Source organism: Paenibacillus sp. FSL R5-0908 (assembly GCF_038006245.1).
GTDB classification, from domain to species: domain Bacteria; phylum Bacillota; class Bacilli; order Paenibacillales; family Paenibacillaceae; genus Paenibacillus_AQ; species Paenibacillus_AQ odorifer.
In genome coordinates this window covers 5,372,724-5,399,244 of the sequence record NZ_JBBOUV010000001.1, presented here as the reverse complement: position 1 = coordinate 5,399,244, position 26,521 = coordinate 5,372,724, and the positions used below count along the sequence as shown (strand labels likewise).

Sequence of the window (26,521 nt, the reverse complement as noted above, 5' to 3'; positions counted from 1 at the left end):
GTTGTCAAATTGGGTGTGCTACGATTTCCTGACAGAATCAAGTCTGCTGATCTAAAGAAGAAAATGAGGGATTATTGAATGGCTGAACCTTTAAAAGCAATGTACAATGAACAATTTCTGCGTGAGTTCGGCGAAAAGATTCGTGGTGTACATAATGTCTTCGATACTGAGGCATTTGTAAGCTCAGCCATGACTGAACCGTGGGATACGCTTGAGCTGAAGGCAAGAATGCGTCGGATCACCGAGACGTTGGGCAGCCACTTACAGCTTCCTTATGAGGAAGCGCTGGCTATCCTATTCGCCATTGCTAAAGAATGTGTAGGATTTCCTTATTTAATTTTTCCGGATTTCGTTGAGGTATATGGCCAGGGAGATGAACATTGGGAGTTGTCTATGCAGGCGCTGGAAAGTTTCACAGCAAAATCATCGGCTGAATTTGCAGTTAGGCCATTTCTCTTACGGGAACCAGAGCGGATGATGGCTCAAATGCAGATATGGGCGAAGCACCCTGATGAGCATGTACGTAGGCTGGCTAGTGAGGGCTGCCGACCTCGTCTGCCTTGGGGACAGGCGCTTCCCATGTTCAAGCTTGACCCAGCTCCGGTATTACCTGTACTTGAGCAGCTTAAGGCGGATACATCCCTGTATGTGCGTAAAAGTGTCGCTAATCATTTGAATGATATTGCGAAGGATCATCCGGAAGTGGTGCTCGATACCGCTCGGCGCTGGAAGGGAACACATCCCGATACAGACTGGATTGTGCGGCACGGCTGCCGTTCTTTGATTCGTAAAGCTGAGCCAGAGATTATGGCTTTATTCGGATACGCAGAGCAGACAGACGAAGCTGCTCCACTTATAACGAGTGCTTCAATTCTATTGGAACCTTCAATCCTGACCATTGGCGAAAGCTCTGAATTGCAGTATAAGCTTCAAGTTCGTGAGGGAGCTCCGGTACGGATTCGGATTGAATACGGAATCTATTTCGTGAAAGCGGCGGGTCGAACCTCCCGTAAATCTTTTTTGTTATCGGATAAGACCGTACCTGGAGGTACAATTCTGTCAGGTAAACGGACACATCGTTGGGCTGATTTAACAACTCGGCGTCATTATCCAGGAGAGCACCGGATTGTGCTGCTGGTAAATGGGCGAGAAGTGGCAGAAGTGGCGTTAGAACTTAAAGGGAGTGCTAATATATGAAAAAAGAAGTTTTGATGTTTCTATCCAATGGTTACGCTGATTGGGAAAGCGGATATATTAGTGCCGAACTAAATAAGCCGGAAAGTGAATATAAAGTAAGCACAGTTGCTTTAACTAGCGACAATGTCAAATCTATGGGTGGATTTACTGTTGTACCTGACTATACTTTAGACAGTTTACCTGCTCAGTATGAAATGTTAATTTTAATCGGGGGCACAGGCTGGAATGATAATTCAGCTATTACTCCAGTGATTGAAAAATGTCTGCAGGAGAGTGTACCTATAGCCGCTATATGTGACGCTACAACTTTTTTGGCTGAACATGGCTATTTAGACAACATACCGCATACCGGAAATTCATTGGATTATTTAAAACAAAATGCTCCTAATTATAAAGGAGGAGCAAATTATATAGAAAAACAGGCAGTTTCGAGTGAATATATTATTACAGCTAATGGCACAGCTTCTTTAGAATTTGCAAGGGAAGTTATGAAGAAGTTAGAGGGTTTCCCAATCGAAACCGTCGAGGGATGGTACAAATTTTTTAAAGATGGTTTTTATCAAGAATAAGCGTGTATATAAAAAAAGGTGGTCTCAAGTCTTAACGACTTGAGATCACCTTTTTGGGGTTGAAGCTTATTTTTTCACTTCTGCAACACCAGTTACTTTTCCTTGATCGGATGAATTAAAGGTGGATTTATATTGATCGTTTGCGAAGTAGACATTGCCTTCAACGGTTGCGTTCACCAGGGTAAAGCCATCCGCTTCTACGTATACATCTCCAATAAAGGTTCCGCCTTGGATGCGGGCGTTTTTACTCTTGATGGTCAATTTTGGAGCAGTCAGTTTGAAGGAGTTGGTGATGTTGTGATCCGCATCTTGTGTGTATAGAGCAATTTTTCTGGCAGGTTCCTCTTTATTCATGAATTCTCCATCCACCACGAGATCTTCGGTGAAGGTTAAGTCTTTAAGTGTGGCAGCAATCCAGGTTCCTTCTGGACTGATGGCGCGTTTGAAGGCTTCTTCATTATCTACTACGGAAGCTGAGGTAACAGCATCTGTGGTGTTATTTTGATTATTAGCGGTGCCTGCATTATTCGTGGTTCCCGCATTATTCGTGTTCTCAGGAGTGCTTGTTGCAGTAGCATTATTGGCATTGTTTGTTGCATTTCCACATCCGACCATTAACACAAAAGCAAATACCGCAGCAACACTTGCTATCTTTCTCATCTGTATAACCTCCCTAAGTAATTGTACTGATATCCTTCGAGCTTACTATAGAGTGATTAGTTAGTAATTTACCAATCAATCTACAAATGGTAATATAGGCCTGGACATCTCTGGCGTATAGTATGACCTGAAAAATGTGATTTATCCGATGAATTCACGAGCAATATGGATTACAATAAGTACAGGCAGTAGAAAAGGAGCATTATCCATGGCCAAGCAGAAATATTATGTAGTCTGGGAAGGTAAACAACCGGGAGTCTATGGCACTTGGGCAGAATGCCAGGCACAGACAGATCATTATACCGGTGCAAAATATAAATCCTATGAATCCAAATCAGCAGCTGATGCGGCATATAAAGCGGGCTGGAAGGGGAATTGGGGAACAGGGGCAGCTGGTGCAAAGTCTAAGGGGACTAGTTCTTTTAAACGCAGTGCTACAGTAGAGACCTCTGAGGAGATAGATTATAACAGTATTTCAGTAGATGTGGGGACTCGTGGTAATCCGGGGCCTGTTGAATATAAGGGTGTAGATACACAAACGGGAGATATCATTTTCTCCTGTGGTCCGATCAAAAAGGGCACTAATAATTTAGGTGAATTTTTAGCGATTGTTCATGCCTTGGCGTTATTAAAGAAAGAGGGAAGCGATAAAACGGTCTACAGTGACTCTGTAAATGCAATGAAGTGGGTAAAACAGAAGAAAGTGGCAACAACCTTGCCGCGCGATTCTTCAACAGAGGAAATTTGGGTGCTTATTGATCGGGCAGAGCGTTGGTTGCAAACCAATACATATGACAATAAGGTGCTCAAGTGGCAGACCAAAGAGTGGGGCGAGATCAAAGCGGATTATGGTCGGAAATAAAAAAGCTATATCGCTATGATCTCGGTTAAAGGAGGAGTTTGGGGATGTTTGGCAACGATTGGGATGAGATATTGCAGGATGAAATGCAAAAGCCCTATTTTATAAAATTAATGGATGCACTAACACAAGAATATAAGGAGCATACCGTTTATCCGCCCAAAGAATTATTGTTCACAGCATTGAAATTAACGCCTTATAAGGAGACCGGAGTAGTTATTTTAGGTCAAGATCCTTATCATGGTCCCGGACAAGCGCACGGACTAAGCTTCTCTGTCAATCCGGGGGTACGTATCCCTCCGTCACTGCGCAATATTTATGCAGAGCTGAAGCAGGACGTCGGTGTGCCTGTTCCAAACCACGGCTCTTTGCTGCACTTAGCAGAGCAGGGAGTGTTGTTGCTGAACACCGTGCTGACGGTACGTGAGGGTGAGGCTGGTTCGCATAAAGGTCTGGGCTGGGAGACATTCACAGACACTATTATGCAAAAGCTAAATGAAAGATCTACGCCTATGGTGTTTATATTATGGGGAAGTCATGCGCAGAAAAAAGGCGCCTTCATCGACCAAAGCCGGCATAAGGTGCTGCAATCGCCTCATCCAAGCCCACTTTCATCGCATCGTGGATTTTTTGGCAGTCGTCCGTTCTCAAAGGCCAACCAATTTTTAGAGTCGCAGGGGTTGGCAGAAATAGATTGGTTCATTCCGGACTTATAATTTATGGAGTGATGCGAAGGGGAGGTAGCTATGAAGCATTGGGTAGGTAAACCCGTTATAATGTACTGCGGGGAGAAACCTTATACCATTATGAAGGGAATCCTGCGCAAATGGGACCTTTCCGCATCGGTGGCGGTGATTGGCCATCAGGAAATTGCTGTGCCGTTTCGGGATATTGTTGTTATTAAGGCTCTGGCTCCAAAAGAAAGAGCGCTGCCTCCAGTTCTCCATTCCGTGGGTTATGTGATGAGGGATCGGCAGCAATTTGACAACGCAGTGTATTTTAAATCGGCGGTTAGCGTCTGGAAAGAAGATCAGCTTATTGCCTTTAATACGATTATTACCTCACATACGAAAGGTTCAGTTACTCTTCAGAACGGCCAAAACCTGATGAAGGGCAATCACATCTTTGTAGTTCGTTCTTTACGAGGGTGATTTCAGGCACCTGTAAAGAATAAAAAAGGGTACGGCTCCGAGTGATTGGAGACGTACCCTTTTTTATTTTATAGATAAGCTCCGTCCGTTCACGAAGTAGATTTCAACCGTTATAGCTCCTCTTTTTTGATAGGCTCAGCTTCATCTATCCGGTCTGCAATAATAATCTCATACACGCGCAGGAAAACAATTTTTATAATCATATAAACAGGGAGCGCAATGAGAACTCCGATAATACCGTAGAAGTCTCCACCTATAAGGACAAGGATGACCGTAGTCAGTGGATGAACATCCAATGATTTTCCGTAAATAATCGGTGAGAGTACATTATCCTGGATCTGCTGGGCAATGAAGATTACAACCAGGGACCAGATGGCCATGGTCGGTGATTCAATGAAACCCACTATAATTACCGGAATCGCTGCTAAGAATGATCCCACATATGGAATGAAGTTAAGGGGCACTGAAATTACGGCGAGCAACAGGGAGTAAGGCAGTCCGATGATAAGGAACCCTATATATAACATAATACCGAGTACGACATTCAGCACCACGCGTGTGACGATGAAGCTGCTTAAGGCGCTGTCGATATCTCCAAACATCTCTTGACCTTCCTTCCGATATTTTCTCGGAATTAAGCCTTGAAGCTTAGGCGATAGCTTATAGTCATCTTTTAGCATGTAGTACAGAATGATAGGCAAAGTAGCGATTAACACTACAATGCTGGAAACAACGCCAATCAAATTGGACATGGAATTGGTAACCCAGGTAATAGTATCGCTAAGAAATTCTGATAAACGGGCCGCGACGTCAGAGTCCCCTTTGAAAAAACGTGACAGTGTCGGATTCTCCCTCAATGCATTGAACTGATCCTGCAAACCTTGCACGAGGTAAGGAGTGTTATCAATAAAGTTCTGAATTTGTTCTTGAAGTGTCGGCCAGACTAGAATCCAGAAGAGAACGAACAAGCCGGCAATCAGAAAATAAATGAGCAGGATGGAGAACGCCCGGTTTAATTTTCTTTTCTCAAGGATCCTTACTAATGGACGCAGCAGGTAGTACATGAACCCTGATAACATCATGGGAACAAGTAATAATTTGAAAATGGCACCCAGTGGGGCGAAGAGAAACATTACTTTGGAGCCTAAGTACAAAATCAGTAAAAAGGCGATAATAGCAAGGCTTGTCCGAAAATACTTCTGTTGTGGCAATAAAAACATCCCCCAAAATTCAAATTTATATCTATGTAGTTTAATAACCCTAATTTGCAAGTATTGATTCAAAAGCGGACAATTCCTTTTAGGTAGTTCTTGGCATACCCATATAGAGGTTCTAGTTACAAAGGTTACGCCAAGTAAAAGTTCGCAATTTAACAAGGGGATATAACTATTTCTCTGCTTTTTCACAGATTATCTTGACTTTCGTCTATGAGATTTTCTAGTGGATAAAGTGAAGATTTCAGGAACTACTTCCTCGCCTCCAGTTTCTTTGGTAACTTGTCTTGCTTTAACAAGAGATAAAAAGGAAAAAATCTCACCTAAGGCTACAAGTCCAGCTGCGATGATCTCATAATCCTCAGCGCTAAGTTCTGCGGATTCCACTGGATTAGTGCTATTGGTGGTCCCATTTTTATTAGCATTGCTGTTGCCTTTATTTCTCCCGCTGTTTCTTCCATTGGCCATTTCTGATCACCCGCTTTTCCCGGTATGTATTATTCATATGTTATAAATGCCGCATATGAGATAGGCAATTCGGATGTAATTTTGCACTGTCTCTTTTTAGCACTTTACACAGGATGAAAACGCTGTTAAAATCATAAACGAGCACAAACGATCAATAACGGTCATATATAATCAATTAACGGTCAATAAAATTCATAGATGAGCGCAAGGAATTGCACAGGTCGCGCTGTCACATAAAGGAGCGAGCCACGATGATGTTTGAGGAAGAGAGAAAACAAAAAATCGTGCTTTTTGTGGAAAAGAACTCCAGAGCTTCTGTACAGGAGCTAAGTCAGGAAATGGGCGTATCTGAGTCTACTGTGCGCCGTGATCTGAAGGAGCTGGAAGAAGCCAAGCTATTAAAGCGTACTCATGGAGGAGCGGTTTCCCTGCAGAGCGTCAATTTTGAGGCGGCTTATCCTGATAAGGAAGACCATTTATTGGATGAGAAGCAACGGATTGCCCGTAAGGCCGTGGAGATGATTCAGGAGGGGGACGCAATACTGCTTGATGCAGGAACAACAACACTGCAGATTGCCAGAGAGCTGAAGAACTTTTCGAATATCAAAGTCATTACGAACTCGATTATGGCGCTGAATGAGCTGCGGGATTGCCGCAATATCGAAGTCTCAATTACAGGCGGTATGCTTCGCCCGGATACGATGGCTTTTGTTGGACCGATGACAGAACGTTCCTTAGATATGGTGAGAGTGGATAAAACTTTTCTTGCTACTAATGGACTGGATTTGCGGGAAGGCATCACAACCCCGAACATGTTAGAGGCAGCTACAAAACGCAAAATGATCGCAGTCGCCAAGCAAGTTATTCTACTGGCAGATCACAGTAAGCTGGGGCAGGTATCCTTTAGCAAGGTTGCAGATGTGACGGAAATGGATCATTGCATTATAGATTCAGGAGCGTCTGACAAATTCATCCGTGAGATCACGCAATTGGGTGTGGATTTCACGCTTGTATAAATTTTATATAGGATAAGCAATTATGAATTACCGTGTGATCGTTTGGAGAAATTACAGATGCCGTATTTGTGATCGGTAATCTATGGCTTAGAAAACCAACATAATTGAGGGATAATCATGATCTATACTGTAACGCTTAATCCTTCCATTGATTATATCGTGGAAGTGGAAGATTTGAGACTGGGTGACTTGAACCGGATGAAACGTGATTTGAAGCTTCCGGGAGGGAAGGGGATTAACGTATCCCGAGTGCTTAATCAGCTTGGGGTTCAGAATAAGGCTATGGGATTCCTTGGAGGCTTCACCGGCCGATATATTGAGGATTGGTTACACGAAGAGTCAATTTCAAGCGATTTCGTGTTTGTTTCTGATGATACGCGGATTAACATCAAGCTCAAGCATGGAGAGGAAACGGAGATTAACGGTGTTGGACCCGTCATTCATGATCCTGAAGCCAACGCACTATTGCAAAAGCTGGCTGCCCTGAACGCGGAGGATGTAGTGATTTTGTCGGGAAGCGTTCCCCCATCACTGGGTGCAGATTTCTATGACAAGCTTATATCTGTGTGCAAACAGAGCGGAGCGGAATTCGTCATTGACACTACTGGTGCTGCACTTCAAAAAGCACTGGCGTATCAGCCATTGCTGGTTAAACCGAACCATCATGAGCTCGCAGAGCTATTCGGCGTAACCATAGATACGAGGGAAGAGATTATTACTTATGGACGCAAGCTGCTGGATGCAGGAGCGAAAAATGTACTGGTTTCCATGGCGGGTGAAGGGGCTTTGTTCATTACGGAGCAAGGGGTATACCACGCCAACGCCCCATCAGGTAAAGTGAAAAATTCTGTAGGTGCAGGAGATTCCATGATCGCTGGTTTTGTAGGGACACTGTCTTTGACAGGAGACTTGTTGGAGGCGTTCCGTGCAGGCGTTGCCTCGGGCAGTGCAACCGCATTCTCTGATGACTTAGCGGACAGAGAATTCATTGAACAGCTGAGACCGCTGATCCAAATTTCAGAAGTGTAAGCCGGCAGCATTCAAAGTACTTAAGGGAGTTGAGCATGATGAGAATAACGGATTTAATGATAAAAGAAACGATGATCATGGATCTAAAAGCTACAACTAAGGAAGCTGCAATTGATGAATTGATTGCGAGTCTTGCTGCAAGTGGCCGAATTAATGATCCGATCCTTTTTAAAGAGATGATTCTGAAGCGCGAAGAGCAGTCCAGCACTGGGATTGGCGGCGGCATTGCAATGCCGCACGCTAAGACTAAAGCGGTAAATGAAGCGACAGTTGTATTTGCTAAGAGCGCAAAGGGAGTGGAGTTTGAATCCCTTGATGATGAGCCAGCACGTATCTTCTTTATGATTGCCGCTCCAGAAGGAGCAGGCAATATGCATCTTCGTACACTGGCCTCATTGTCCAGACTACTGATCGATAGCGAGTTCATTGAACAGCTTATGAATACTCAGACTCCTGACGAGGTATCAGCTTTGTTTGATGCCAAGCAGGCGGAAGGTGAAGCTAAGGAGAAAGAGAACGAAGCTGCTGAAACTGCCGCGAAGTCAGAGCCTGAACGTGTAATCGTGGGCAACCCGGATTCCCAAGCTTTTGTAGTAGCTGTAACTGCTTGTCCTACAGGCATTGCACACACTTTTATGGCTGAAGATGCCCTTAAGAAAAAAGCTCTGGAAATGGGAGTTAATATCCGTGTAGAGACGAATGGTTCAGAAGGGGCCAAAAACGTACTTACCCCTGATGAGATTCGGCGTGCAAGCGGTGTAATTGTTGCAGCTGATAAAAAGGTGGAAATGGCCCGTTTTGACGGTAAGCCTGTACTGCAAAGACCTGTAAGTGATGGCATCCGTAAGTCGGAAGAGCTTATTCGTAAAGCTATGAATGGGGAAGCGCCGATCTATCACAATGAAGGTGGCAGTGGCAATGACGAAGGATCTAAAGAGAAATCTGGCAGTATCGGCAGTAAAATATATAAGGACTTAATGAATGGGATCTCCCACATGCTCCCGTTTGTAGTCGGTGGCGGTATACTGCTAGCAATCTCCTTCCTGATTGAACAAGTAGGTGGAGCAGATCACCCGCTGTTCCAGTTACTGCAGACAATCGGTGGCGGAGATGGTGCCTTCCATTTCCTAATCCCAGTCCTTGCTGGATTTATAGCGCTCAGCATTGGTGATCGTCCGGCTCTGATGCCAGGTATGGTTGGGGGTTACATGGCCTTGAATTCCAACGCTGGGTTCCTCGGCGGGCTGGCTGCTGGTTTCTTGGCGGGTTATGTAATTATCGGACTACGTAAAGTATTTGCAGGTCTGCCTAAAACACTTGACGGACTGAAGCCGATCCTGTTATATCCGGTATTTGGGCTTCTAATTACCGGTGGATTGATGTATTACCTGTTCGATCCGGTCTTTAGCTGGATCAATGTAGGACTGATTGATTGGCTTAATGATCTTGGAACTGTTAATGCTGTTATTCTGGGCCTGGTTCTCGGTGGCATGATGGCCATAGATATGGGTGGACCTTTCAATAAAGCTGCTTATACTTTTGCCATCGGTGTATTCACTACCAGTGGCAATACCAACGGCTTCATGATGGCTGCTGTAATGGCGGGGGGGATGGTACCTCCACTTGCAATAGCACTGGCTTCTACTTTCTTTAAGAATAAATTCACGGAAGAAGAACGTAAATCAGGCTTAACGAACTATGTGCTGGGCTTATCGTTCATTACAGAAGGGGCCATTCCATTCGCCGCAGCCGATCCGCTTCGTGTCCTAACCTCTTGTATTCTTGGTTCGGCCGTTGCTGGAGGTCTTACACAACTTTGGAATATCAACGTGCCGGCTCCGCATGGCGGGATCTTTGTAGCTGCCCTTTCAAGCCACGCGCTGTTGTTCCTGTTGGCTGTTCTGATCGGTTCGGTCATCTCCGGATTGATGCTCGGATTATGGAAGAAACCGCTTGAAGCAAAGTAACTTTATAAGTAAATTGAACTGCTGGGTGCCAGAATTTTCATTCTGGTGTCCAGCAGTTTTTGCATGGACATTAATCCCCCCCTCCTCCCCCATAGGTAGATTTATCTCCATAAATGAGGTTTAATTTTATATAATTGAAAATATATATAATCAGAAGGAAAAGGAGCGAGCGAGATGATATTACATAAGGGGGAAGTCTTGTTCCGCCAAGGAGACAGCTGTGATTTTTTATTTAAGGTAAAAAGCGGGCTGTTCAAGGTCACAAGACTTCATGAGAATGGGAACATGGTGTTATTCAACATCCTGTATCCCGGTGAGATGGTTCCCCATCATTCACTCATTTCGCCAAAGGAGGCGCATGGAACGGCAGTTGCGATGATGAAGAGCGAGGTGGAGGCAGTTCCATCAGCTGAATGGTATCAACAGCTGCGGGATGATTCTGGTCAAGCGATGGAAATCGCCAGACTGCTTCAGGAGAAGGTACGGTTTATGCAGACACGGCTGGATCATCTGACTGTAGGTACACCTGCAGAACGTATGGAATTGCTAACCCGCTGGTTTAATGACTACTCTCATGGCGCAGCGCTAACAGAGTTATTGACCCAGGAAGAAATAGGACAATTGATCGGTGTAAGACGTGAAACAATCAACCGTTTGCTGCGGAGTACAGAGTGATTCCTGCTTTTTTCTGGCAAACTGTTTAGAGTAGGGTGGCTCCGTGGTATAATGTAAACAGAACTTATCAAATTAGAGAAAGGATCAGGATACCATGTGTCCCCGAAGGACGATTCCCCAAAGGACGATTTGGAAACGTTATGATCTGTCTTATACTTAGCTTCCCTGTAGAAGGTGCGTAAACCGTTGTTACTTGACGAACCGCCTCTGCGAGGGGAAGGAGTATATATATGCGAAGGAGCAATACCTCCGGTTTTACCCGTCGTAGAGGTTGGTGGGACGTCTAGCCGCCATATACGATAAGGGGAGACCTGTATGAGGAACCACAATTACGGAGTGAATGTACTGCTCCGATTGACAGTCATTTTGTTTGGAACATTTTTGCTTGCATTTACTTATTATCACATCAATTTTCAGAATCATTTGTCAGAGGGCGGATTCGTAGGATTATCGCTGCTCGGCAAATACGTATTAGGAATTTCACCTTCGATTTCAACTCTGCTTCTAGACGTTCCAGTACTCTTGATAGCATGGATGTTCAAAGGGAAAGCGTTCGTGTGCAACACTTTTGTTTCTGTAGGAGCTTTTACAATCTTCTACGGTCTCATGGAACGTTATTCCGGTTTGGTCATCAACTTGCAGGACAATTTGGCATTAGCAGCTCTTTTGTCCGGCGTACTGACAGGTTTAGGAGCGGGAATTATCCTGCGGAGTGGCGGGGCTAGCGGTGGAGACGATATTTTGTCGCTGCTGGTTAGTGAATGGAAGGGAATCAAAGTAGGTACGGTATTCATCATGATGGATGTAATCGTTCTGGCACTATCACTCTTTTATATGCCTGTTAAAGAAACGATGTATACAGTGATGGCAGTAGTCGTAGCCGGCTATGTGATCACCTTTACAACCTCTTTAGGCAAACCAAAGCTAGTGAAGGCGCCAAAGATTCAATCTACACTGCGTAAACCGCATGATGGTACGGTAATGTGAAGAAGGCTGGTATAAACAGCTTATTCGGGGATATACTACATTTAAGGTCAGCCAGAGTTTCTGGTTGACTTTTTTTTGCTGGATATGACGTAATTTAAAGGGTGTAGTCCTTAGGGGCGTTGCTTGGATGTTTCGCTCATAACAAAAGGTGGCGTACAGTGAAAATCCTGTACGCCACCTTTTAGTTAACTTAAGACTCACTAGTGCTCGTAATTGAATCGTGCAGAAACATTTGCGGCCAGCTTGTCCTTTTATTTAGCCCACAGCATTTGTGATAGCTTCGCATTCGTCCGAGCAATGACCGCTGTGCTGTGTTTCACAGTCCTCACAGCAAATATGCTGAAGATGACAAGCATCGTTAGCACAATTGATAAATTGGTCAGCTGGCTGACCGCAGTGATGGCAACGTCCGACAACGATATCCTCGTCGGTATGATTAATCTGTACGGAAATCCGCTCATCGAAGACATAACATTTGCCATCAAACAGTTGGCCCTGTACCTCAGGGTCTTTACCATAAGTCACAATGCCGCCATCCAGCTGGTACACCTGTCCAAAGCCTTCCTTCATCATAAACCCGCTTAATTTCTCGCAGCGGATCCCGCCTGTACAGTAGGTCAGGATTGGTTTATCCTTAAGGTCGCTCATATTCTCGCGAATCCAGTCCGGGAATTCTTTGAAGCTGTCTACTTCAGGGCGGATGGAGCCGCGGAAATGACCAAGATCGAATTCGTAGCCGGTACGACCATCCAGAATCACCACATCGTCGCGCTGCATCATTTCATAGAAATCTTTAGGCGCCAGATGCTTTCCGGTAATCACGTTTGGGTCCAGTTCATCCTCGACCCGGAACGTCACAAGTTCCTTTTTATAACGAACGAAGATCTTTTTGAAGGCATGACCATCAGCCTCATCGATCTTGAAGACGATATCGCTAAACAGAGGGTTTGCGCGCAAATCCTTCATGTATTGCTCGGTTTGGGCAACCGTACCAGATAGTGTTCCGTTAATGCCTTCATCTGAGATGAGAATTCGTCCCTTTACATTAAGCTCTTTGCAGTAAGCCAAATGCTCCTGGGCGAATAGTTCTGCATCCGGCACTTTTACAAATTTATAGTATAGCAGAATTGCATATTCCGATTGTGGATTCATTCATTTCACCTTTATCATTAGAATTAGACTACTAAATAAACATTTAAGTATAAAAAGTATTGTAACATATTATCAAGTATTGACAAGAGATGTGGTACAGTAACCTGAAGAAAGCTGGTATAAATAACATTTTCTAGGGATACCAGGATTAAGGTCAGCCAGAACCTCTGGTTGATTTTTTTGCTGGATATAGGCGGTTTTCATGGATAGTTATGATTTGCGAAACCGTGAATTGCAACGCACGTATATATTTTCATTCATAAGTCACATGTTGACTTTAATTATAAGGAGGAACTGTGGGATGAGTGCTCATGAGATTGATTATGCCATTATGGGTGAGGAAATACAGTGTGTAGAGGTGCAGCTTGACCCAGGAGAGAGTGTAATTGCCGAAGCCGGGAGCTTCATGATGATGGATCAGGAAATAACAATGGAGACGATATTTGGCGACGGCAGCGGAGGCTCGCGTGGAAGTGGCTTGATGGGGAAGCTGATGGGGGCGGGCAAACGTCTGTTGACAGGTGAAAGCTTGTTTATGACCGTCTTTACACACAGTGGTTCTTATGGACGTAAAAGTGTCACCTTTGCTGCTCCGTACCCAGGCAAAATCATCCCGCTCGACCTGCAGCAATACGGTGGAAAAATCATCTGTCAAAAGGATTCGTTCCTTTGCGCGGCAAAAGGTGTTTCAATCGGTATCGAATTTCAGCGTAAGCTGGGTACCGGCTTTTTTGGTGGTGAAGGTTTTATTATGCAAAAGCTGGAGGGTGACGGACTTTCATTTGTACACTCTGGCGGTTATGTTATGGAACGCACACTTCAACCGGGAGAGACGCTTAAGCTGGACACTGGCTGTTTAGTCGCTATGACATCTTCGGTGGATTACAATATTGAGTTTGTAAAAGGGGTCAAAACCGCGCTATTCGGCGGCGAAGGCCTGTTCTTCGCAACATTGCGCGGACCCGGCAAGGTGTGGGTACAGTCGCTGCCATTCAGCCGAATGGCCGATCGCATCCTGTCTGCTGCTGGCAACAGCGGTCGGAAAGAAGAAGGAAGCGTGCTTGGCGGGCTCGGCAATCTGCTGGATGGTAGATAAGTCTGCGTGAGCGCATTGCATAGTGTGGAAGTAGAGGATATATAGAATGTGGAGTGAGCGTGGAAATGCTGAACATATGAGGCAAAGAGCGTGCGAGATGTGGAGTGAGCATGGAAATGCTGAGCATATGAGGCAAAGAGCGAACGAAATTTGGAGTGAGCGTGGAAATGCTGAGCATAGAGGCAAAGAGCGTACGAGATGTGGAGTGAGCGTGGAAATGCTGAACATATTAAGCAAAGAGCGTACAAAATAAGGAACATACGAGGTATACAACATTACAAGAGGACGCGTCGTTTCAGCGGTAGTGCTATAGGTTGTGGTGAAACAAGGGCAGAAATGCCCTTGTTTTGCTGTAAAGGTTTAGTATCGCGTGAGACAAGGGCAAAAGTGCCCTTGATTTGCACGAATGAGCTAGTATCGCGCGAAAGAAGGGCAGAATTGCCTTTTATTTGCACGAATGAGCTAGTGTTGCGAAAGAAGGGCAAAAGTGCCTTTGATTTGCACGAATGAGCTAGTTTGGCGCGAAAGAAGGGCAATAATGCCTTTTATTTGCACGGATTGGCTAGTGTGGCGTGAAAGAAGGGCAAAAGTGCCTTTGATTTGCACGGATTGGCTAGTGTGGCGCGAAAGAAGGGCAAAAGTGCCTTTGATTTACGCGATGCTGCAAAATGAACGGTATAAATCCCGTAGAATGGAGCCGATCGAGCGTATACGGTCAGATGTACGGTATAAATCCCGCAGAATGGAGCCGGTGGAGCAGTTGTGGCTAAATGAGCGGTATAAATCCCGCAGATGAGCTACTCCAACAAGTAATAAGTTACTTATGTTCGATGGGATATCACCGTTCGGCGTCTGCAATATCAACTTTACATTGTCCTCCACTACTGCTATCGCTACCACTAATACTGTTACTGCTACCACCACCACTACACTACTACCACTACACTACCACCACCACTACACTACCACCACTACACTACCACCACTCCTGTATCTTTAAACCAATTTATAGTTTGTTAGAGCCGTAATGAGCTATGCTCATTTACGGTTTTCTATGTTTTTTGTAAGTAATGGTTGTCCGGAGCAGGAGATCACTCATATACAATTAGGATAGTTTAATTGATAACTATATAATACCAGCTCATGAGTAGCTGGTTCAGGTATGATGTGTTCAACACTATATCGTACTTTGGAGGAATGTATATTGGTAATGGACGTGGAATTTGGCAAGGAAATTGAGAGTGCTATTAGTTGGGCTAAGGAGCGGCTGGGGTCGCAGGAGTATCCGCTGCGTTGTCTTGCTTTTGTTGAAGATGCATATGAAAGAAGCAATGGAATCGAAATGTGGGGAGGCAGCGATGCACGCGAATCCGCAGAGCTGTACGATGCGCACAAGAATACCGGAGTTCCGCCAGCTGGCGCGTTTGTTTTTTATGCTTGTTCAGGGTTGGTGGACGGTGAGCTTAAGGATTGGGGGCATGTAGCTTTGGCCCTGGGGAATGGCGAGGCCATTCATGCCTGGGATAAAGTAAGGATAGATCACTACATGGAAATTTGCCATCTGCAAGCTGCTCCGGGCTGGAGCCAACCAGAACTTATCGGCTGGGCACCTGTAGAGAGAGTTCTTGCCGGGATTCAGAAGAAACAATGGGACTAGTTGATATTCTTAAACCTAAATTATCCAAGAACCCAAAAGGTGCCGTAAACAGGTGCTTCAAGGGTTATTTTTTCTTCCTTCTGATTTGACTAACCCTATGCACGGTGTATATATTATTTGGCAGACCCCCTTATATTGTGAGGCTGGACCGGAGGCATGATATGTTCAAAATATTTATTATAGAAGATGACCGTGGACTTGTGGCTTTGCTGCAGGATTATTTACATAAGTTTGGATATGAAACGCAGGCGGTGAGTGATTTTGAGCGGGTCCGCACTCAGTTTGAGGCGTTCGTGCCACATCTGGTACTCCTAGATGTTAATTTGCCAAAATACGATGGCTATTACTGGTGCCGCCAAATTCGCGGAATTTCAACCTGCCCTATTCTTTTTATATCTGCCCGCGATGGCAAAATGGACCAAGTAATGGCGCTGGAAAATGGAGCCGACGATTATATCACTAAGCCTTTTGATTACGAAATCGCGATGGCCAAAATTAAAAGTCAGCTGCGGCGCGCCTACGGCACCTATGCTGGTGGGAATAATGAACGCACACTGAACGTTGCCGGAATGACGCTGGATGTAGAGCGGCTAATCCTTACCCGAGGCGAAGCTAAAGTGGACTTAAGCCACACGGAAGCCAAGATACTAGATGAATTGATGCAAAAATCGGGAGTCATCGTTACCCGGGACAGGCTGCTCGAAAAAATTTGGGATGATCAAGCCTTCGTGGATGAAAATACCTTAAATGTATATGTTACACGTGTACGCAAAAAACTTGCTGCTCTCGCTATCACAGACGGACTACAGACCGTACGCGGTCAAGGCTACCGTTTGATTCCGAATTGGGGGGATGTGGAATGAAGTTGTTATTACGGGAACAGTTCCCCCTGATCGTGGTCTATCTAGCCCAGCTAGTCCTGATCACATTAGTGTACCGGCTGGACGGAGGCAGCGGTCTGAATGTAAGTTTATATGCCGCGCTGCTCAGCACTTGTCTACTGATTGGCTACCTCGCTTACCGTTACGTCACCAATCGCACGTTCTATGAACGTTTGGAGACTACGCCCTCCTCTCTCGATGAGGCAGGTGGCCCTACACAGGATTCTCCGCTAGCCGTAAGCTTGCGAGGTTTACTGGGGTCGCAATTCCGCCTCTACAAAAATGATTTGCACAGCTACCGCCACAAATTAGAAGAACATATTCACTTTATTAATCAATGGGTACATGGCATGAAGACGCCGTTGTCTGTCATTCATCTGATCATTCAGGATAAGGATGGTCCTCCTTTTACGGCAATTGGTGATGAACTGGATCGTTTGAAAAAAGGACTGGATACCGTGCTTTATACGGCCCGTCTGGATACTTTTGAACATGATTTCTATGTGGAACGGCTGAATTTGGAGACCATCGTACGTGGTGTGACCTCTGAGCAGAAGCGTCTTTTTATTCGGAAAAGAGTATTTCCAGCTATACAAATAGATGAGCAGATTACTGTAACCACGGATGAAAAATGGCTCACTTTTGTCCTTACGCAGCTGATTACGAACGCTGTACGTTATACGACAGAAGAGGGCAAACATGTTTTTTTTCAAGGGATGGTCACGGAAGATAAGCAGACTGTGCTTGAGATCCGGGATGAAGGAGTAGGCATACCAGCAGGAGATCTTCCGCGCGTGTTCGATGCTTATTTTACCGGGGTGAATGGACGAACCTTCCAGGAATCTACGGGGATGGGTTTATATCTCGTGAGGCAGATCTGCGGCAAGCTTGGACATGAGGTGAGTATCCGTTCCGAAGTAGGAAGCGGGACCACCGTGCGGATTGTATTTAGGGAGCAGCATATAACAAACCTTACAAATGTGTAAGGGCATTGTAAGTTTCAGAAATAGCAGCCTATGTGTACACTTTGTATAATGAAGGCAATCCAGTCGAAAGAAGGAGAGGTAACACTTGCCCATTCTAGATGTTCATAATTTATCAAAAATATATGAGGGTAAAGTGTCCACTCAGGCGCTGAATCATATCCGCTTTTCTGTAGAAAAGGGGGAGTTTGTTGGCATAATGGGCCCATCAGGGAGCGGGAAAACAACGCTGCTCAACACGATTGCCACCATCGACCAACCGACCTCCGGTCAGATTCTGATCAACGGCCGAGATCCTAATCTGCTTAGCAGAAAAGAAAAGGCGCTTTTTCGCCGTCATGAGCTAGGCTTCGTCTTTCAGCATTTTAATCTACTGGATACGCTCACTGTAGAGGAGAACATCGTATTACCTTTAACGCTTGCAGGTGCTCGTGTCCCAGAGATGGAGAGCAGGCTGAAAGAGGTCACTACCTTGCTTGGCATCGAACATTTGCTGAAGAAACGCACGTATGAGGTCTCAGGCGGACAAATGCAGCGGGCGGCTATCGCCCGGGCGATGATTCATCGTCCAGCGTTAATTTTGGCGGATGAGCCCACAGGCAATCTGGATTCCAAAGCCTCAGGGGAAGTCATGAATATGTTGACAGAGGTGAATAAGGAAGAAGGAGCTACGGTGCTGATGGTCACGCATGACGCAGTGGCTGCAAGCTTTTGCAACCGGGTCATCTTTATTAAAGACGGACGTTTCTATAGTGAAATGTACAAGGGCAGTAATAGAGGCGCTTTCTTCCAAAGTATTATTGATATGCTGTCTCTGCTTGGGGGAACCAGCCATGACCTTTCGGCAATTCGCTTATAGGAATGTAACACGTAATAAACGCAAATATGCCGCTTATTTTGTCGTCAGTGCTTTTTCGGTGATGATCTTTTTCGTGTGCGCTTTGTTTATTTACCATCCGGATATTTCAAAGAGCTTAATTTATAGTACGGCGGCTCATACGATGATGGTGGCAGAGGCAATCATTTATGTCTTTTGTTCTTTGTTCGTGCTCGTATCCGTTGGATCCTTCCTGCAGTCGCGGAAGATGGAGTTCGGAATTTTATTGATGCATGGAATGACGAAGAGACAGCTGAACACCATGGTTTTTCTGGAAAATATGATGATCGGCACCTCTGCCATCCTGACAGGTACCCTTCTCGGTTTACTTCTGGGTAAATTATTTTTGATGATCGGGTCCACTTTTTTGGGAATCCCCCTGTTAACCTTTCATCTCCCATGGCAGGCACTTGTGCTTACGATCTGCAGCTTCGTGTTATTGTTTTTTCTGATATCACTTTGCACCTTTGTTTTTATTGGCAATGAGTCACTGATGCGTATGTTTCAGGGAGAGCGTAAGGCAGAAGAAGAACCCAAAGTATCCTTTGTATTATCTATTATTTCTGCTGTACTGCTGATCAGTGGTTATTATATGGCGGCTACTGCAAAAGCTGCTTCCGTAGAGAAAGTTATGTTTCCGGTCGTTGCAATTACGGTTATCGGGACGTATCTCTTTTATACCCAGCTAAGTATTTGTTTGGTTAAGCTGCTTAAGGACATTCGGCGCTTGTATTGGCATCGTACGAATATCATCACTTTATCCGGGTTGTCCTACCGCTGGAAAGAGAATGGCCGAATGTTTTTTATGGTGACGATTGTATCTGCAGTCTCCTTCACTTCCGTAGGGGTATTTGCATCGATACATACACTTTCCAGAGAGCTGAAATTGGATTATCCCGCAGCAGTGGGTTATGTAGCCAAAGGAAACCCGGCGGGTGTACCTTTTGATCAGCATCTGAACGAAATTAAGGAAGAGCTCAAGACGCACGGACTCCCTTATGAAGCGCTTAGTATTCCGATTAAATATGCTGAGGTTGAAGCTCAGACTGGACCCGATCGCACTTTACGCCTTCCCTTGATTGCTTTCAGTGATTATAATCTCGCCCTGCAACGTGCAGGTTTCACAACAGATGAGCGTGTTCTGGTGGGCAACGATGGTCTGGTGATGATTGGATCGCAGCGGGATCGCAGTTTAACAGAAGGCAGAGTAAAAGCAGTCTATTCCTTGCAGCAAGGACTTGCCATTAAAGAAATAGGTTATACCGAGCAAGTCCCCATCGCCGAATATTTATTGCCGGAGCTGGATGGTAGAGATGGCGGGGATTTTAGTGGTGTCGTGATCAGTGATGAGCTTTACAGCGCTATTGATCCCGTGCAGTCGGATCTTTATACAGGTTTTTATGTAGAGGATTTTCCACAGACGGTAGGTATCGCAGCTGATCTTGCCCATAAAGGTAAACAGTCCTATGAAAGTGATTCTCCGTATGCGATTGTGATCAGCGGCACGCTGTTTGAACTTCAGAAAACATTGTATAACACAATGCTTTTTGCTTCCTTGCTGGTGGGTACTGTCTTTTTTATCGCGGCGGGCAGCTTTCTTTACTTCCGGTTATATACCGATCTTGATCATGATCGCAATCAATATTCCACTTTGTCCAAGATGGGGCTTACGGATAAAGAACTCAATCGAATAGTTACGATTCAACTCGCTTTGTTGTTTTTTGTGCCGGTCGGAATAGCTATTTTACACAGTGTGTTTGCTTTTATTGCCCTTCAACGGTTGTTCTACTTATCTATCGCAACGGAGACAGGCGCGGTGTTACTCGGATATTTAGCTGTTCAAGGACTATACTTCTTTTTTATTCGCAGCCGCTATTTACGCAACCTGAAGAAGAACTTGATATGAGAAATGGGGGTAACAAGATGCAAGCATGGATTACAGATTTTATGGAGCAGTTTGGTTACTTCGGTATTTTTCTGATGCTGGCCTTTGAAAATATATTTCCACCAATTCCTTCAGAAGTGATCCTGCCCTTTGGAGGATTTATGACGACTACGACGAGCTTAACGATCCCTGGTGTAATTATTGCTGCCACGGCTGGTTCACTACTGGGTGCAGTAATCCTCTATTATATTGGACGATTATTGGATGTGAGCCGGTTAGAGAAACTGGTTGAACGCTGGGGTGGCCTAATTCGGATCAGTAAAAAAGATATCCACAAGGCTGACGCCTGGTTTGATAAATATGGCTATTGGACTGTATTGTTTTGTCGGATGGTTCCGCTGGTCCGCAGTCTGATTTCGATTCCGGCGGGAATGTCGGGCATGAAATTTGGAGTGTTTATGATCTTCACAACGATTGGCACATTGGGATGGAATTTGCTGCTTGTGCTTATTGGCGCGGCTTTGGGCGAATCCTGGGAAGACATTGCCATGTACATGGATGTGTACTCCAATGTAGTCTATGTACTAATTGCTGGCGGATTAGTTATTATTGGGTTTCTGTACTTCCGCAAACGCAGCCGGAGAATGAACACTGAGGGCTAAGCGGGTGGAGGACTGATAATAGAAATGATTATTAAAAAGGAGGGAAACACATGGAGCTATTAACGATTATTAAAGCCATTATTTTGGGGCTTGTTGAAGGTTTAACCGAATTTGCTCCAGTATCCTCCACGGGTCATATGATTATTGTTGATGATATGTGGCTGAAATCACAGGCGTTATTTGGACAATATACGGCAAATACCTTCAAAGTAGTTATTCAACTGGGTTCAATATTAGCGGTTGTTGTGATTTTTAGAAATCGGTTCATTGATTTGTTAGGCTTAAAGCGTTTCAGCCGTAAGCAATTGGATCCTGTAACAGAGGAGCTACCGCAGATGGAGCAGGGCGGGCACCTCAAGCTGACTCAGGTTTTGGTAGGGTTAGTGCCTGCAGGTGTGTTAGGTGTTCTGTTTAATGATTATATTGATGAGCATTTATTCTCTACCTCAACGGTGTTAATTGGTCTAGTGATCGGGGCTATATTAATGATTATTGCGGATCTGTTTGGGCCAAAGAAGATCAGAACTGAGAGTGTAGATCAGATTACATACAAACAGGCACTTGGTGTAGGTCTTGTACAGTGTTTTTCGTTATGGCCTGGATTTTCACGCTCGGGCTCGACGATTTCTGGTGGCGTACTCCTCGGGATGAGCCATCGGGCCGCTGCTGATTTTACGTTTATTATGGCAGTACCCATCATGGCAGGTGCCAGTCTGTTGTCACTGATGAAAAACTGGCAATATTTCACCATGGACGCGTTGCCGTTTTTTATTGCTGGCTTTATTAGTGCCTTCCTATTTGCGCTGTTATCGATGCGTTTCTTCTTAAAACTGATCAATCGTATCAAGCTCTTACCGTTTGCTATATACCGTATAATTCTTGCTGCTGTAGTATATTTCGTATTTTTCTAAGTCCGTTATAAGGAATCGATATAACAGAAGCCCCAGTAATCTATTGCAGATTGCCGGGGCTTTCACGTATGATGACATCAGATTAAGACACTCAAATGATGAAAGATATCGGAGACAGGTGCTGACCGGAAAATAGTAATTCGGTAGGCTTAATAGGGAAATTCGGTTCGAAGCCGATGCGGTCCCGCCACTGTAACGGAAGAATCTCGAGCAACAGAGGTCACTGGCAATTTACTACTGCTGGGAAGACTGCTCAAGATGTTGACGCCGCTAGCCAGGAGACCTGCCTGTTTCAACAGCACTGCTTCACCTACGGAAGATAGGGAGGTGTTAGACGTTAACCATGGGTATATCATGGGCGTCTTTCCCTTTGACTTTTTTAGGGAAGGGCGCTCTTTTTTATAGGAAAGCAAGTAGCTTTGGAGTTTGAAATAAGAGATTGAAGAGGGAGTGTATCGAGATGACGAATAAAGTAAAAGTAAGCAATCTTGGATATCCGAGAATCGGAAAGAACCGCGAATGGAAAAAGACACTGGAAGCCTACTGGCAGGGGAAAATAAATGAGGAGCAATTCCGCTCCGAAATGGCAGCAATTCAGCTGCAGCATTTGAAGACCCAGCAAGAGGCAGGAATTGAGCTTATTCCGGTAAATGATTTTACATTTTATGATCATGTGTTGGATACGGCTGTTATGTTTGGAATTGTACCTCCACGGTACACGTATGATGGCGGCGACATCGGGCTTGATCTTTATTTTGCAATGGCCCGTGGTAATGCTGAGGCTACTGCCTGTGAGATGACCAAATGGTTCAATACGAACTATCACTATATCGTTCCAGAGATCGGCACACAAACACCACGCCTGACTGAAAATAAACCTCTAGCGGCTTATCGTTTTGCTAAATCGCAGGCAGGGATTGAAGGTAAACCGGTACTTTTAGGTCTGTATACCTTCCTTAAGCTGTCCAAAGGTTACGCAGCGGCAGATATCGCCAAGATTGCTGCACGTTTTGTTCCAGTCTATGTTCAACTGCTACAGGAACTGAAGCAAGAAGGGGTAAGCTGGGTACAAATCGATGAGCCAGCGATTGTTACAGGCATAAGTAAAGAAGAATTAACACTGCTTAACTCGATATACACAGAAATTGCCGGCTCCGTGCCGGGCTTGAATATTATTTTACAGACGTATTTTGAAGCTGCTGAACCGCTGGAGGCACTGCTAGAGTTGCCTGTTCAAGGCTTGGGTCTTGATTTTGTGCACGATGGTGGAGCGAATCTGGCTTCTATCGAACGTCTTGGCTGGCCGAAGGACAAATGGCTGGGTGCCGGAATTATTGATGGACGGAACATTTGGCGTTCCGATTTAGACGCTAAGCTGCAACTGGTAGAAAAGCTCAGCGTTCATGTGCCGCTTGATCGTCTTATTCTTCAGCCTTCTTGCAGTCTGCTGCATGTCCCAGTCACCGTTCAAGGTGAGGTGAAGCTGAAGGCGACAGTTAAGAATGCGTTAGCTTTTGCCGATGAGAAGCTTGCAGAGCTTAGTCTGCTCGGAGCAGCCCTCGCAGATAAAGGAGAAGCTTCTAAAGCAGCGCTGGCCGCTAGTCGTGAAGCTATTGCAGCATTCCGCGCACTACCTGAGCGTGGCCGTAAGGATGTGGCGGAGCAAGTGCTTGCACTTGCAGCTCTACCGGACCAACGCAGTCTGCCTTTTGCTGAGCGCTTAAAGGTGCAGCAAGAGAAATGGCAGCTTCCACTTCTGCCAACCACTACAATTGGTAGCTTCCCGCAGACAGTAGAAGTGCGTCAGGCGAGATTGAAATGGCGTAAAGGGGTCTGGAATCAGGAGCGTTATGATGGATTTGTTCGTGAGCAGATCGCGGATGCAATTACCTTCCAAGAAAAGCTAGGTCTGGATGTTCTGGTCCACGGTGAGTTCGAGCGTACAGATATGGTGGAGTTTTTCGGAGAAAAGCTGGATGGATACTTGTTTACTAGTAATGGCTGGGTTCAATCCTACGGTTCCCGTTGCGTTAAGCCACCGGTGATCTACGCGGATGTTGCATTTATACAGCCTATGACTGTAAAAGAAAGTGTCTATGCACAATCGTTGACGAAGCTTCCGGTTAAAGGAATGTTGACGGGCCCTGTAACGATCCTCAATTGGTCATTTGTACGTGATGATCTCAGCCGGGAAGAGGTGGCCAATCAAATTGCTCTTGCCCTTCGCCATGAAGTAAAAGCGCTGGAAGATGCAGGTATCGAAATGATTCAAGTGGATGAGCCGGCTATACGTGAAGGACTTCCGCTTAAGGCAGAAGACCGTGAGCATTACCTGAACTGGGCAGTGAAGTCGTTCCGCGTTGCTACGAACCATGTGAAGGCAACGACACAAATTCATACGCATATGTGCTATAGCGAATTCAATGACATGATCGATTCCATATCGGCTATGGATGCTGATGTAATCTCCATCGAGACTTCACGTAGCCATGGGGAGCTGATTATCAGCTTTGAGGAGCAGGACTATGATAAAGGAATCGGTCTTGGAGTGTATGACATCCATAGCCCGCGGGTTCCGGCTGTAGAAGAAATGACAGCGAATATCGATCGTGCGCTGCGGGTGCTGGATCCTGAACAGTTCTGGATTAATCCGGATTGCGGTCTGAAAACACGTGGCTGGCAGGAGACAGAGGATGCACTTCGTAACATGGTAAGAGCTGCGGCTATTGCGAGGGAAAAGTCAGGGGTTATTGCTTCTAAATAGACATAAATAAATTAGAGCCAGGGTAAATTACCCTGGCTTTTTAGTTCACTTATTTTTTTATATCAGCTACTTGATAATAATTCTCAATCTTGTTAGAATGAAAAAGAAAAGAAGGAACCGTGGAGGGTCCCTTCAGGCATTTACTTATTTACTTTCGAAAGTTTTGCAATCTGTTTCTTCTGCGCGTTTTGGTTCTTGGGAGCTGTGGAAAGCTACGAAGATCGATTCAGCGCTGCATTTGTTCTCTTCTGCCCAGTGGGTGCACGAGTTAACTTCACAAACTACGTCTTTTGCCATGAGGGTTCACCTCCCCTTATAGTAATTGATAGGATCATTCAATGAACGGCTCTGTTCAGCAAGGTGGAGCTTGTCTCAACAAAGCCGTGTCACGCCCTCATTCTTTATGAATAGAGGGTATTTGGCTTTTTTTACTAGGTTAGACGTGGTAATTGTACCAAATAATGAGTTTGTAAGCAAATGAGTTCTTTAACTTTCGGGTCTCTCTCCCACATCAAAAATATGTCCAATAAGAGCCGCAGAAATGCGGCTTTTTGTGTATTCAACAAGAAAACCAAAAGAAATTTACCGGAATTCCATATTCCTGTGCAACCTTCCAAGTTTTGGGACGTCAAAGAAATGAGAGACGGAAGAGATCTGTACAGAACATGACATTCCGTAACGTTACAATGCTAGGGATAACCACTACACTTTTGGAGGAATGAGAATGCGCAAATGGGGTCTGCATTACTTATGTTTATTAATTCTTGCGGTGGTATTGGCAGGTTGTGGTTCGGGTGATAACAATTCGGCGGCTGACAAATTAGCTAGTGACGGCGGAAATACGAGTAATTCTGCTGCAGCAACCACTGAGCAATCTTCGAAAGCTACATTAGCGGATAAAAGCACCTCAGCAGAAGCTGAGACAGCAGCGGGAGGCAACGAAACCCCAGTTGAAAAAGGTTTAACATCAGAGAACACGGATCAAGGAAACGCGGGATTCACGGGCAGTGATGTCGTGGAAGGGTTGAACAAGAAGCTAATCTATCATGCCAATTTGACTATGGAAGTAGAAGACTACGGTAAAGCTCAGACTGAAATCCGCAACATGGTAACGATGGCTAAAGGATATATTATTGAGTTTAACGAGAACATGTCGCAATATGAGCAAGGGGGGACGTTTATCCTTAAGGTGCCTGCCTCCGGGTTCTCTCCTTTTCTGAATAATTTGGAAAAAGTAAAACACGAATCGCTGCAGCGCAGTATTCAAGGTCAGGATGTTTCGGAGGAGTATGTTGATCTGGAGTCGCGCCTGAAGGCAAAGCAGTTAATGGAAGCTCAATATACTGAGTTTATGAAAAAAGCAACGAAATCAAGTGATCTGGTCGCCTTTGCAAACGAGCTTGGTTCGATTCAAGAAACGATTGAGCAGATCAAAGGCAGAATGCGATATATAGATCAGAACGTATCCTTTTCAACGGTAGAGCTTAGAGTGTACCAGACGGATGAGAGCTTAGCCGTGAAGGAAAAGGCAGAGCAAGGTCCATTGCTAGAACGGGCATCGGATGCTTTAAAAGGAAGCCTGAACGCACTATCTGTTATGTTTCAGTGGATTTTTGTAATTCTTGCAGGCGCATTGCCGATTCTAATCGGTGCGGGTATTATTTTAGTCATCGTTTGGTTTGCCCGCAAAAATATCCGTGCACGACGGGAGCAGCAGACCCAGCGGATACGGCAAGAAAATCGGGAACTGAACAAAGAGATATTCCCTGCACCAGCAGAGCCAAAGGTGACAACCTCAATAAAGGATAAGAAAGCTAACGAGGACGAGAATAAAGAATAAGCTCCTATGAATTAAAAAGCC

26 protein-coding genes and 1 riboswitch are annotated in these 26,521 nt (G+C 45.1%); of the genes, 21 read left to right on the top strand and 5 right to left on the bottom strand.

Features of this window, described 5'->3' with window-relative positions:
* Window positions 1-78 precede the first annotated feature (78 nt).
* Window positions 79-1,197 (top strand): DNA alkylation repair protein, encoded by a 1,119-nt coding sequence (locus tag MKZ09_RS24590; RefSeq protein WP_076204990.1) that lies wholly within the window; start codon window positions 79-81, stop codon window positions 1,195-1,197.
* The gene (locus MKZ09_RS24585; RefSeq protein ID WP_076134551.1) at window positions 1,194-1,766 is read left to right on the top strand and encodes a type 1 glutamine amidotransferase family protein; all 573 of its coding nucleotides are present in this window, start codon (window positions 1,194-1,196) and stop codon (window positions 1,764-1,766) included. Before MKZ09_RS24590 ends, MKZ09_RS24585 begins: the two co-directional genes overlap by 4 nt.
* 66 nt (window positions 1,767-1,832) lie before the next feature.
* Here MKZ09_RS24585 and MKZ09_RS24580 read toward each other — a convergent pair whose 3' ends face one another.
* On the bottom strand, window positions 1,833-2,426 hold the full coding sequence (locus tag MKZ09_RS24580) for a hypothetical protein (protein WP_076134550.1): 594 nt from the start codon (window positions 2,424-2,426) through the stop codon (window positions 1,833-1,835).
* Window positions 2,427-2,634: 208 nt separating this feature from the next.
* On the opposite strand from MKZ09_RS24580, the gene rnhA reads away from it, so the two are divergent.
* The 3 genes from rnhA to MKZ09_RS24565 are packed head-to-tail and all read left to right on the top strand — an operon-like array spanning window position 2,635 to window position 4,436.
* Window positions 2,635-3,288 carry a ribonuclease H gene (gene rnhA / locus MKZ09_RS24575; RefSeq protein ID WP_076204985.1) on the top strand — a complete coding sequence of 218 codons (654 nt, stop codon included), beginning with the start codon at window positions 2,635-2,637 and terminating at the stop codon, window positions 3,286-3,288.
* A gap of 44 nt (window positions 3,289-3,332) precedes the next feature.
* Complete coding sequence (ung, locus tag MKZ09_RS24570; protein WP_076204982.1) at window positions 3,333-4,001, top strand: uracil-DNA glycosylase; 669 nt, start codon at window positions 3,333-3,335, stop codon at window positions 3,999-4,001.
* A gap of 30 nt (window positions 4,002-4,031) precedes the next feature.
* Window positions 4,032-4,436 carry a hypothetical protein gene (locus tag MKZ09_RS24565; protein WP_036683006.1) on the top strand — a complete coding sequence of 135 codons (405 nt, stop codon included), beginning with the start codon at window positions 4,032-4,034 and terminating at the stop codon, window positions 4,434-4,436.
* 110 nt (window positions 4,437-4,546) lie between these two features.
* On the opposite strand, the gene MKZ09_RS24560 is transcribed toward MKZ09_RS24565, so the two are convergent.
* Both MKZ09_RS24560 and MKZ09_RS24555 read right to left on the bottom strand, forming a co-directional pair.
* Window positions 4,547-5,656 carry an AI-2E family transporter gene (locus tag MKZ09_RS24560; protein WP_076134547.1) on the bottom strand — a complete coding sequence of 370 codons (1,110 nt, stop codon included), beginning with the start codon at window positions 5,654-5,656 and terminating at the stop codon, window positions 4,547-4,549.
* Window positions 5,657-5,845: 189 nt separating this feature from the next.
* Complete coding sequence (locus tag MKZ09_RS24555; protein WP_076134546.1) at window positions 5,846-6,118, bottom strand: hypothetical protein; 273 nt, start codon at window positions 6,116-6,118, stop codon at window positions 5,846-5,848.
* Window positions 6,119-6,369: 251 nt separating this feature from the next.
* On the opposite strand from MKZ09_RS24555, the gene MKZ09_RS24550 reads away from it, so the two are divergent.
* The 5 genes from MKZ09_RS24550 (at window position 6,370) to MKZ09_RS24530 (ending at window position 11,792) form a co-directional block, all read left to right on the top strand.
* Window positions 6,370-7,134, top strand: coding sequence for a DeoR/GlpR family DNA-binding transcription regulator (locus MKZ09_RS24550; RefSeq protein WP_305953507.1), 765 nt, complete (start codon window positions 6,370-6,372; stop codon window positions 7,132-7,134).
* Between the two features lie 117 nt (window positions 7,135-7,251).
* Window positions 7,252-8,163: a 1-phosphofructokinase gene (gene pfkB, locus MKZ09_RS24545; protein WP_076134545.1), complete on the top strand. Its 912-nt coding sequence runs from the start codon at window positions 7,252-7,254 to the stop codon at window positions 8,161-8,163.
* A 38-nt stretch (window positions 8,164-8,201) separates the two neighbouring features.
* On the top strand, window positions 8,202-10,130 hold the full coding sequence (locus MKZ09_RS24540) for a PTS fructose transporter subunit IIABC (RefSeq protein WP_076134544.1): 1,929 nt from the start codon (window positions 8,202-8,204) through the stop codon (window positions 10,128-10,130).
* Window positions 10,131-10,304: 174 nt separating this feature from the next.
* Window positions 10,305-10,805 carry a Crp/Fnr family transcriptional regulator gene (locus tag MKZ09_RS24535; RefSeq protein ID WP_076134543.1) on the top strand — a complete coding sequence of 167 codons (501 nt, stop codon included), beginning with the start codon at window positions 10,305-10,307 and terminating at the stop codon, window positions 10,803-10,805.
* 315 nt (window positions 10,806-11,120) lie between these two features.
* Window positions 11,121-11,792 carry a YitT family protein gene (locus tag MKZ09_RS24530; RefSeq protein ID WP_076130250.1) on the top strand — a complete coding sequence of 224 codons (672 nt, stop codon included), beginning with the start codon at window positions 11,121-11,123 and terminating at the stop codon, window positions 11,790-11,792.
* Between the two features lie 255 nt (window positions 11,793-12,047).
* On the opposite strand, the gene trhO is transcribed toward MKZ09_RS24530, so the two are convergent.
* On the bottom strand, window positions 12,048-12,944 hold the full coding sequence (trhO, locus tag MKZ09_RS24525) for an oxygen-dependent tRNA uridine(34) hydroxylase TrhO (RefSeq protein WP_076204978.1): 897 nt from the start codon (window positions 12,942-12,944) through the stop codon (window positions 12,048-12,050).
* Window positions 12,945-13,245: 301 nt separating this feature from the next.
* Between trhO and MKZ09_RS24520 the strand changes: the two genes are divergently transcribed.
* The 10 genes from MKZ09_RS24520 to metE all read left to right on the top strand — a co-directional run bounded on the left by MKZ09_RS24520 (window position 13,246) and on the right by metE (window position 24,660).
* Window positions 13,246-14,040: a TIGR00266 family protein gene (locus MKZ09_RS24520; protein WP_038572584.1), complete on the top strand. Its 795-nt coding sequence runs from the start codon at window positions 13,246-13,248 to the stop codon at window positions 14,038-14,040.
* 538 nt (window positions 14,041-14,578) lie between these two features.
* A complete protein-coding gene (locus tag MKZ09_RS24515) occupies window positions 14,579-14,836 on the top strand; it encodes a hypothetical protein (RefSeq protein ID WP_076134540.1) in 258 nt (85 codons plus the stop codon).
* A 408-nt stretch (window positions 14,837-15,244) separates the two neighbouring features.
* Window positions 15,245-15,697 carry an NlpC/P60 family protein gene (locus MKZ09_RS24510; protein ID WP_197740353.1) on the top strand — a complete coding sequence of 151 codons (453 nt, stop codon included), beginning with the start codon at window positions 15,245-15,247 and terminating at the stop codon, window positions 15,695-15,697.
* Window positions 15,698-15,858: 161 nt separating this feature from the next.
* Window positions 15,859-16,560 (top strand): response regulator transcription factor, encoded by a 702-nt coding sequence (locus tag MKZ09_RS24505; RefSeq protein ID WP_076204974.1) that lies wholly within the window; start codon window positions 15,859-15,861, stop codon window positions 16,558-16,560.
* The gene (locus tag MKZ09_RS24500; RefSeq protein WP_076204971.1) at window positions 16,557-17,564 is read left to right on the top strand and encodes a sensor histidine kinase; all 1,008 of its coding nucleotides are present in this window, start codon (window positions 16,557-16,559) and stop codon (window positions 17,562-17,564) included. The genes MKZ09_RS24505 and MKZ09_RS24500 overlap by 4 nt, the downstream gene beginning before the upstream one ends.
* 85 nt (window positions 17,565-17,649) lie before the next feature.
* Window positions 17,650-18,420: an ABC transporter ATP-binding protein gene (locus MKZ09_RS24495; protein ID WP_036682980.1), complete on the top strand. Its 771-nt coding sequence runs from the start codon at window positions 17,650-17,652 to the stop codon at window positions 18,418-18,420.
* Window positions 18,395-20,344 (top strand): FtsX-like permease family protein, encoded by a 1,950-nt coding sequence (locus MKZ09_RS24490; RefSeq protein ID WP_076134535.1) that lies wholly within the window; start codon window positions 18,395-18,397, stop codon window positions 20,342-20,344. The genes MKZ09_RS24495 and MKZ09_RS24490 overlap by 26 nt, the downstream gene beginning before the upstream one ends.
* A 17-nt stretch (window positions 20,345-20,361) precedes the next feature.
* Window positions 20,362-20,985: a DedA family protein gene (locus MKZ09_RS24485; RefSeq protein ID WP_076134534.1), complete on the top strand. Its 624-nt coding sequence runs from the start codon at window positions 20,362-20,364 to the stop codon at window positions 20,983-20,985.
* 50 nt (window positions 20,986-21,035) lie between these two features.
* Entirely contained in the window at window positions 21,036-21,896 is an 861-nt protein-coding gene (locus tag MKZ09_RS24480; RefSeq protein WP_076134533.1) for an undecaprenyl-diphosphate phosphatase, read from the top strand.
* Window positions 21,897-21,995: 99 nt separating this feature from the next.
* Window positions 21,996-22,201: riboswitch (cobalamin riboswitch) on the top strand.
* 155 nt (window positions 22,202-22,356) lie between these two features.
* A complete protein-coding gene (metE, locus tag MKZ09_RS24475) occupies window positions 22,357-24,660 on the top strand; it encodes a 5-methyltetrahydropteroyltriglutamate--homocysteine S-methyltransferase (protein WP_076134532.1) in 2,304 nt (767 codons plus the stop codon).
* Between the two features lie 144 nt (window positions 24,661-24,804).
* On the opposite strand, the gene MKZ09_RS24470 is transcribed toward metE, so the two are convergent.
* Window positions 24,805-24,957, bottom strand: coding sequence for a DUF1540 domain-containing protein (locus tag MKZ09_RS24470; protein WP_076098619.1), 153 nt, complete (start codon window positions 24,955-24,957; stop codon window positions 24,805-24,807).
* Between the two features lie 427 nt (window positions 24,958-25,384).
* On the opposite strand from MKZ09_RS24470, the gene MKZ09_RS24465 reads away from it, so the two are divergent.
* On the top strand, window positions 25,385-26,500 hold the full coding sequence (locus MKZ09_RS24465; RefSeq protein WP_076134531.1) for a DUF4349 domain-containing protein: 1,116 nt from the start codon (window positions 25,385-25,387) through the stop codon (window positions 26,498-26,500).
* Window positions 26,501-26,521: the final 21 nt, after the last annotated feature.